Source organism: Saccharomonospora sp. NPDC046836 (assembly GCF_040645195.1).
GTDB lineage: Bacteria > Actinomycetota > Actinomycetes > Mycobacteriales > Pseudonocardiaceae > Prauserella_A.
This window is the reverse complement of sequence record NZ_JBEYXW010000095.1, coordinates 1-5,901: the sequence shown is the minus strand read 5'-3', so window position 1 is coordinate 5,901 and position 5,901 is coordinate 1. Positions and strand designations below refer to the sequence as shown.

At 72.4% G+C, this 5,901-nt stretch carries 7 protein-coding genes; 2 read left to right on the top strand and 5 right to left on the bottom strand.

The window, feature by feature from the left end; all coding sequences use genetic code 11:
• The 3 genes from ABZ863_RS35210 to pdhA form a co-directional block, all read right to left on the bottom strand.
• On the bottom strand, positions 1-447 hold a 447-nt coding region (locus ABZ863_RS35210), incomplete at its 3' end, for a biotin/lipoyl-containing protein (RefSeq protein ID WP_358544067.1).
• On the bottom strand, positions 447-1,421 hold the full coding sequence (locus tag ABZ863_RS35205) for an alpha-ketoacid dehydrogenase subunit beta (protein WP_358544071.1): 975 nt from the start codon (positions 1,419-1,421) through the stop codon (positions 447-449). The genes ABZ863_RS35210 and ABZ863_RS35205, both read right to left, overlap by 1 nt.
• A 71-nt stretch (positions 1,422-1,492) precedes the next feature.
• Complete coding sequence (pdhA, locus tag ABZ863_RS35200) at positions 1,493-2,533, bottom strand: pyruvate dehydrogenase (acetyl-transferring) E1 component subunit alpha (RefSeq protein ID WP_358544069.1); 1,041 nt, start codon at positions 2,531-2,533, stop codon at positions 1,493-1,495.
• Positions 2,534-2,893: 360 nt separating this feature from the next.
• On the opposite strand from pdhA, the gene ABZ863_RS35195 reads away from it, so the two are divergent.
• Both ABZ863_RS35195 and ABZ863_RS35190 read left to right on the top strand, forming a co-directional pair.
• A complete protein-coding gene (locus tag ABZ863_RS35195) occupies positions 2,894-3,358 on the top strand; it encodes an Lrp/AsnC family transcriptional regulator (RefSeq protein WP_023418357.1) in 465 nt (154 codons plus the stop codon).
• Between the two features lie 247 nt (positions 3,359-3,605).
• A complete protein-coding gene (locus ABZ863_RS35190) occupies positions 3,606-4,166 on the top strand; it encodes a hypothetical protein (protein WP_128463273.1) in 561 nt (186 codons plus the stop codon).
• Here ABZ863_RS35190 and ABZ863_RS35185 read toward each other — a convergent pair.
• Both ABZ863_RS35185 and ABZ863_RS35180 read right to left on the bottom strand, forming a co-directional pair.
• Positions 4,114-4,908, bottom strand: coding sequence for an IS5 family transposase (locus ABZ863_RS35185; protein ID WP_358544065.1), 795 nt, complete (start codon positions 4,906-4,908; stop codon positions 4,114-4,116). The genes ABZ863_RS35190 and ABZ863_RS35185 overlap by 53 nt on opposite strands.
• Before the next feature lie 291 nt (positions 4,909-5,199).
• Complete coding sequence (locus ABZ863_RS35180) at positions 5,200-5,781, bottom strand: TetR/AcrR family transcriptional regulator (RefSeq protein WP_358544063.1); 582 nt, start codon at positions 5,779-5,781, stop codon at positions 5,200-5,202.
• Between the last annotated feature and the right edge of the window lie 120 nt (positions 5,782-5,901).

Below are 5,901 nucleotides of genomic sequence, written 5' to 3'. Positions count from 1 at the left end.
ACCGCGGCTGGCGCGAAGTCGCGGATACCGCGCTGGCGTTCGTGAAACGGTTCGTCTGATCAGTCCAATGAGGACTCGATGCGGTAGCCGAAAGGCCCCCGCGCCACCGTCCTCGGCCACGCCCGCACCGTCGGCATCCGCCACGCCACCGTCCGCGCCGCCGGAACCGGAGCCCTGGGCGCCGGCCGGGGCGGAGGCGTCCGCGCCGACCGCGACCGTCAGCAGCGGTGCCCCGACGGCCAGTTCCTCGCCCTCCGCGCCGTATCGCGCGGTGACGACACCGCCGTACGGGCACGGCACCTCGACCATCGCCTTGGCCGTCTCGACCTCGACGACCGGCTGGTCGACGGCGACGACCTCGCCGACCTCCACCAGCCAGCGCACGACCTCCGCCTCGGTCAGCCCCTCACCGAGATCGGGCAGCGTGAACTCCTTGACCTCGGCCATCAGCTCCGCGCCTCCCACTGCAGCCGCTCGACCGCGTCGAGGACCCGGTCGACGCCGGGCAGGTGGTGCCGCTCCAGCATCGGCGGCGGGTACGGGATGTCGAACCCGGTGACGCGCAGCACGGGCGCCTCCAGGTGGTGGAAGCAGCGTTCGGTGACCCGGGCGGCGATCTCCGCACCGGGCCCGCCGAAGCCGGTGGCCTCGTGGACCACCACGGCCCGCCCGGTCCTGCGCACCGAGGCGCAGACCGTCTCGTCGTCGAAGGGGACCAGCGACCGCAGGTCGACCACCTCCAGCTGCCGCCCCTCGGCCCGCGCCGCCTCGGCCGCCTCCAGGCAGACCGGGAGCGAGGGCCCGTAGGTCAGCAGCGTCGCGTCGGTGCCGGCGCGGCGGACCACGGCCCGCCCGATCGGCTCGACCTCGGCCGGCGCCTCCGGCGACCAGTCGGACTTCGACCAGTACAGCCGCTTGGGCTCCATGAAGACGACCGGGTCGTCCGAGGCGATGGCGGCGCGCAGCAGCCCGTACGCGTCCTCGACGGTCGCCGGGGTGACCACGTGCAGGCCGGGCGTGGCCACGTAGTACGCCTCGGAGGAGTCGCTGTGGTGCTCGACGCCGCCGATGCCGCCGCCGTAGGGGACGCGGATGGTGATGGGGAGGGGCATGGCGCCCCGGGTGCGGTTGCGCATCTTCGCGACGTGCGAGGCGAGTTGCTCGAACGACGGGTAGGCGAAGGCGTCGAACTGCATCTCCACCACCGGGCGCAGGCCGTACATGGCCATGCCGACGGCGGTGCCGAGGATGCCGGCCTCGGCGAGCGGGGTGTCCGTGCAGCGGTCGTCGCCGAACTCGGCGGCCAGGCCGTCGGTGATCCGGAAGACACCGCCGAGCGTGCCGACGTCCTCGCCGAGCACGTGGACGGACGGGTCCTCGGCCATGGCGTCACGCAGCGCGCGGCCGATGGCCTGACCCATGGTGGCGGGCTTGGCCGCCTTGGCGCGGCGGGCCGGGCGGGCCGTGCCGGTGGTCTCGGGGGCGGAGGCGGTCATCGGAGGTCCTCCCCGTGGCTGGCGGCTTCGGCGTCGAGTTCGGCGCGCAGTTGCGCGGCCTGCTCCCGCAGCTGCGGGGTGGGCTCGGCGTAGACGTGGTCGAAGAGATCGGCGGGGGTCAGCTCGGCGTCGGCGTTCATCCGCTCGCGCAGCGAGGCGGCGAACCGCTCGGCGTCCTCACGGACCACCGCGAATTCGGCCTCGTCGGCGAGGCCCCGGGCCCGCAGCGCGCCCTCCATCAGCTCGACCGGGTCGTGGGCACGCCACGCCTCGACCTCCTCGGCACCCCGGTAGCGGGTGGCGTCGTCGGCGTTGGTGTGGGCGTCGATGCGGTACGTGATCGCCTCGACGAGGGTGGGGCCGCCGCCCGCGCGGGCCCGGGCCACCGCCTCGGCGAGGACGGTGTGGACGGCGAGGGCGTCGTTGCCGTCGACCAGGCGGCCCGGCATCCCGTACCCGACGGCCTTGTGGGCGAGGGAGGGCGCGGCGGTCTGCTTGTCGAGCGGCACCGAGATGGCGAAGCCGTTGTTCTGCACCAGGAAGACGACGGGCGCCTGCCAGACGGCGGCGAAGTTGAGCGCCTCGTGGAAGTCGCCCTCGCTGGTCCCGCCGTCGCCGACCATGGCGAGGGCCACCACGTCGTCGCCCTTGAGCCGCGCCGCGTGGGCGAGGCCGACCGCGTGCGGCAGCTGGGTGGCGAGCGGCGTGGAGAGCGGCGCGATCCGCACGGCCCGCGGGTCGTAGCCGGTGTGCCAGTCGCCGCGCAGCAGCGTCAGCGCCTCCATCGGGTCCAGGCCCCGGGCGACGGCGGCGAGGGTGTCGCGGTAGCTGGGGAAGAGCCAGTCGCGCTCCTCCAGCACCAGGGCGGCGGCGACCTCGCACGCCTCCTGACCGGTGGAGGAGGGGTAGACGGCGAGGCGGCCCTGCTTGGTGAGGGCGGTGGCCTGCGTGTTGTAGCGGCGGCCGAGGACCAGCTCGCGGTGGAGGCGCTTCAGCAGGGCCGGATCGGCCTGAGCGGCCGCCTCGGTTCCGAGCAGGCGGAACGGGGACTCGTCGGGCAGCAGCGGCCCCGGGTCCACACGCGGGCGCCAGGCGGGCGGCGTGACGGTGTGCTCCGCCGCCTCGGGTACGTCCTCGGGGCCGGTGCGCCGGCGCCGGTCGACGACCGGCGTACTCTGCCGCTTCTTCGACACGTCGCCTCCTCCTTGTCACGAACGGTCACACAGGGAAGGAGCGTCCGCACGGCGTGCTGTGACGCGCCTCACCTACCGATTGTTCGGTCGCCGAGGCATTTTGGCTACGGGCGGCCCCAGGATGTGGACGAACGGTTCTGCACGGCGCGGACCGGGCACAGGTCGTCCATAGGGCGGGCCCGCCGGGAGTGGGGAGCGATACGAATGGCCGAACAGCCGGCACCCAGACCGCTGGACGCCGTCGACAGGGACATCCTGCGGCTGCTCCAGGCGGACGGCCGCGCCTCCATCCGCTCGGTGGCCGACACCGTCCACGTCTCCCGCGCCAACGCCTACGCCCGCATCAACCGCCTCATGGAGGACGGCGTCATCCGCGGGTTCGGCGCCCGCGTCGACCACGAACGCGCCGGGCAGGGGGCCTGCGCCTACATCACCCTGAAGATCGTCCAGAACTCCTGGCGCACCATCCGCGAAGAACTCCGCCAGCTCCCCGGCGCCGCCCACATCGCCCTGGTCAGCGGCGACTTCGACGTCCTCCTCATGATCCACGCCGCCGACAACCGCGCCCTGCGCGAACTGGTCCTCACCCGCCTCCAGTCCATCCCCGACGTCCTCTCGACCAGGACCCTCCTGGTCTTCGAGGAGGAGGAACTGTCACCGGAGCGGTGACGCGGATCCGGCCTCAGCCACATCCACCCTGAGCCGAAATCCAGCCCGGCCGGCGCTTGAGGCCATCGTTGGCAGACCGCCGAGACGGCCCGCAGCCGCGCCTCACCTCGGGCCGTGGTTCGGCTGGGCTGGCGTCCGGCGGGGGCTAAGAAGCCGTATCTCAACCGAACGTGGTCTGTTGGTTTCTGGTGGTCAGGCATGGTCTTCCTTGGCGTGAGGGAGGTGTGTGGCGTCTTGTGTCCGCTTTATGACCGAGGGGTGCGCGGTGGCGTCGGTGCTGGGAATGCTGGAGGAGCGGGAGGCTGCTGCCCGGGTGCGGGTGGAGGGCCTGCGGGAGGAAGTCGCGCGGTTGGCTGAGGTGCTGGAGGCGGCGGAGATCGAGCTGGACCGGCGGGTGATCGCGCGGGAGGAGCTGGTCGAGGCCCTGGCCGTGTCGGCCGCCGAGTCCACTGCTGTGACCGAGGCCGAGGCCGAGGCGGAGGCGGGGGGAACAGCGGCGTCGGTGGTGCCGCTGCCGGGGTCGGTGGTTCCGACCTGGCGGGACGGGCTGCCGGTGACTGTGCTCGCGCCCGACTACCAGCGGATTCTGGGCATGCTGGAGAAGCGTCGGTCGGCGGGCGAGGGGCCGGTGAAGGCCAGGGAGATCGCAGGCGAGCTGGGCTTTGGGACGATGCCGGCGAAGGTCGAGGGGCTGAGGTCGAAGGCGAGGCGTCTGGCGGAACGCGGGTGGCTCCTCGCCGAGGCGTCGGGGGCCTTCAGTGCCGGCCGGCGGCCCGGGGCCGGGCCAGACGCCGGCTCATCCGGGTGACCATCGACCACCGGATCACCGCCTCGCTGGAAGCGGGCAGCCTCTCGTAGTCCCGGGCCAGGCGGCGGGAGTTCATCAGCCACGCGAACGTGCGCTCTGCCACCCACCGTCTGGGGAGGACGACGAATCCGGTCATGTCGTCGCTGCGCTTGACGATCTGCAAGGTCAGGGCGAGTGTCTCCCGGCACCAGTCGACGAGACCGCCGGTGTAGCCGCCATCGGCCCAGACGAGGGTGATGTCGCGGTGCAGACGCCGAACCCGCCCCAGCAGGCCCGTCGCGGCGTCCCGGTCGCCGGTGTTCGCGGCGGTGACCGCGACGGCCAGGAGCAGGCCGAGCGTGTCGGTCACGATGTGCCGTTTCCGGCCCGGCACCTTCTTCCCGCCGTCGTAGCCGCGTGAAGCGGACGGCACGGTTGCTGCGGCCCGCACCGACTGCGCGTCGATGATCCCGGCCGTGGGCTCGGCCTCGCGGCCTTCGCGTTCCCGGACCCTCCCGCGCAGGCGGTCGTGGAACTCGGTGATCAGCCCGTGCTCGCGCCAGCGGCGGAAGAAGGCATAGACCCGGCCCCAGCCGGGGAAGTCCGCGGGCATCGCCCGCCAGGAGATCCCGCCCGCGACCAGGTAGCGGACCGCGTCCAGCAGCTGGCGGTGGCAGTAGCCCTCGGGACGTCCACCCCGCCCGTTCAGCCAGGCCGGCACCGGCAGCAACGGCCGGACCGCCGCCCATTCCGCGTCCGACATGTCAGAGGGATACCGACGTTCCCGGTCCGGATGGTCGGCCGCGTTGCCGTACACATGCGCGAGGCAGTCACACGATGGTGCAGCCGAGTTGAACTGAACGGATTCGGACGCGTACAACAACGACACCAGGGCCTCCCGGCACTGCTCGGTCAGATTCGCATCCCCGAGCTACCGAGAGGCCCTGCCTTCATGCACCTACCGCCAGAAGATCACCCCAGCGGGAAACCCGTTCGACTTACACGTTCCATGAGCGGTTGAGATACGGCTTCTAAGGCCTGTGCCAAGCAAAGGTCACCCCTGGGCGCGCAGCCCCGAAAAGGCGATCCGCACCACCGCGTCGGCGATCTCGGCCCCACTCCCGAGTGGCCCCTCCTCGTAGGGCGACCCTCCGTCCCCCTGCCGGACCCCGTCCGGCCGATACCACTCGACCACCGAGTTGATCATCCCGAAGAGCAGCCGCGTAGCCATGCGCACTTCCACGTCCCCGCGCAGTTCCCCCTCCTGCACGGCCGCCGAGAAGAGCCCGGCCACCCGGTGGTCGAACTCCCGGCGCCGCTCCAGCGCCCACCGCTCGGTGTCGGTGTTGCCGCGCACCCGCAGCAGCAGCGTCACGTACGGCAGTTCGGCGACGAGCACCTCGACGGTACGGCGGGTGACGTACCGGGCCCGCTCCAGCGGACGCCCGGTGACCGCGCCCTCCTCGTCCAGGACGGCGAAGAGCCCGTCGATGGCCCGGCTGACCGCCCGGCGCAGCAACTCCTCCTTGGAGGAGACGTGGTGGTAGATCGAGGACTTGGAGATCCCGGCCGCCTGCGAGAGGTGCTCCATCGAGGTGCCGTCGTACCCGCGCTCGTTGAAGACGCGCACCGCCACCGAGAGCAGCGTCTGGGGCGTGTACGTGGCCGGCACTGAGGCGGCCGAACCCCAGGAGCCCGCGACCCGCACGCGGCCGACGCCGGTGGCCTGGGTCCTTCTGCTGCCGATTCGGTTCTA

Excerpts from the sequence above, each read along its gene's own strand:
- ABZ863_RS35205 (WP_358544071.1), bottom strand. The coding sequence starts at position 1,421 with ATGGGTCAGGCCATCGGCCGCGCGCTGCGTGACGCCATGGCCGAGGAC.
- ABZ863_RS35195 (WP_023418357.1), top strand. The coding sequence starts at position 2,894 with ATGGCCGAACAGCCGGCACCCAGACCGCTGGACGCCGTCGACAGGGAC.
- ABZ863_RS35190 (WP_128463273.1), top strand. The coding sequence starts at position 3,606 with ATGACCGAGGGGTGCGCGGTGGCGTCGGTGCTGGGAATGCTGGAGGAG.
- ABZ863_RS35185 (WP_358544065.1), bottom strand. The coding sequence starts at position 4,908 with ATGTCGGACGCGGAATGGGCGGCGGTCCGGCCGTTGCTGCCGGTGCCG.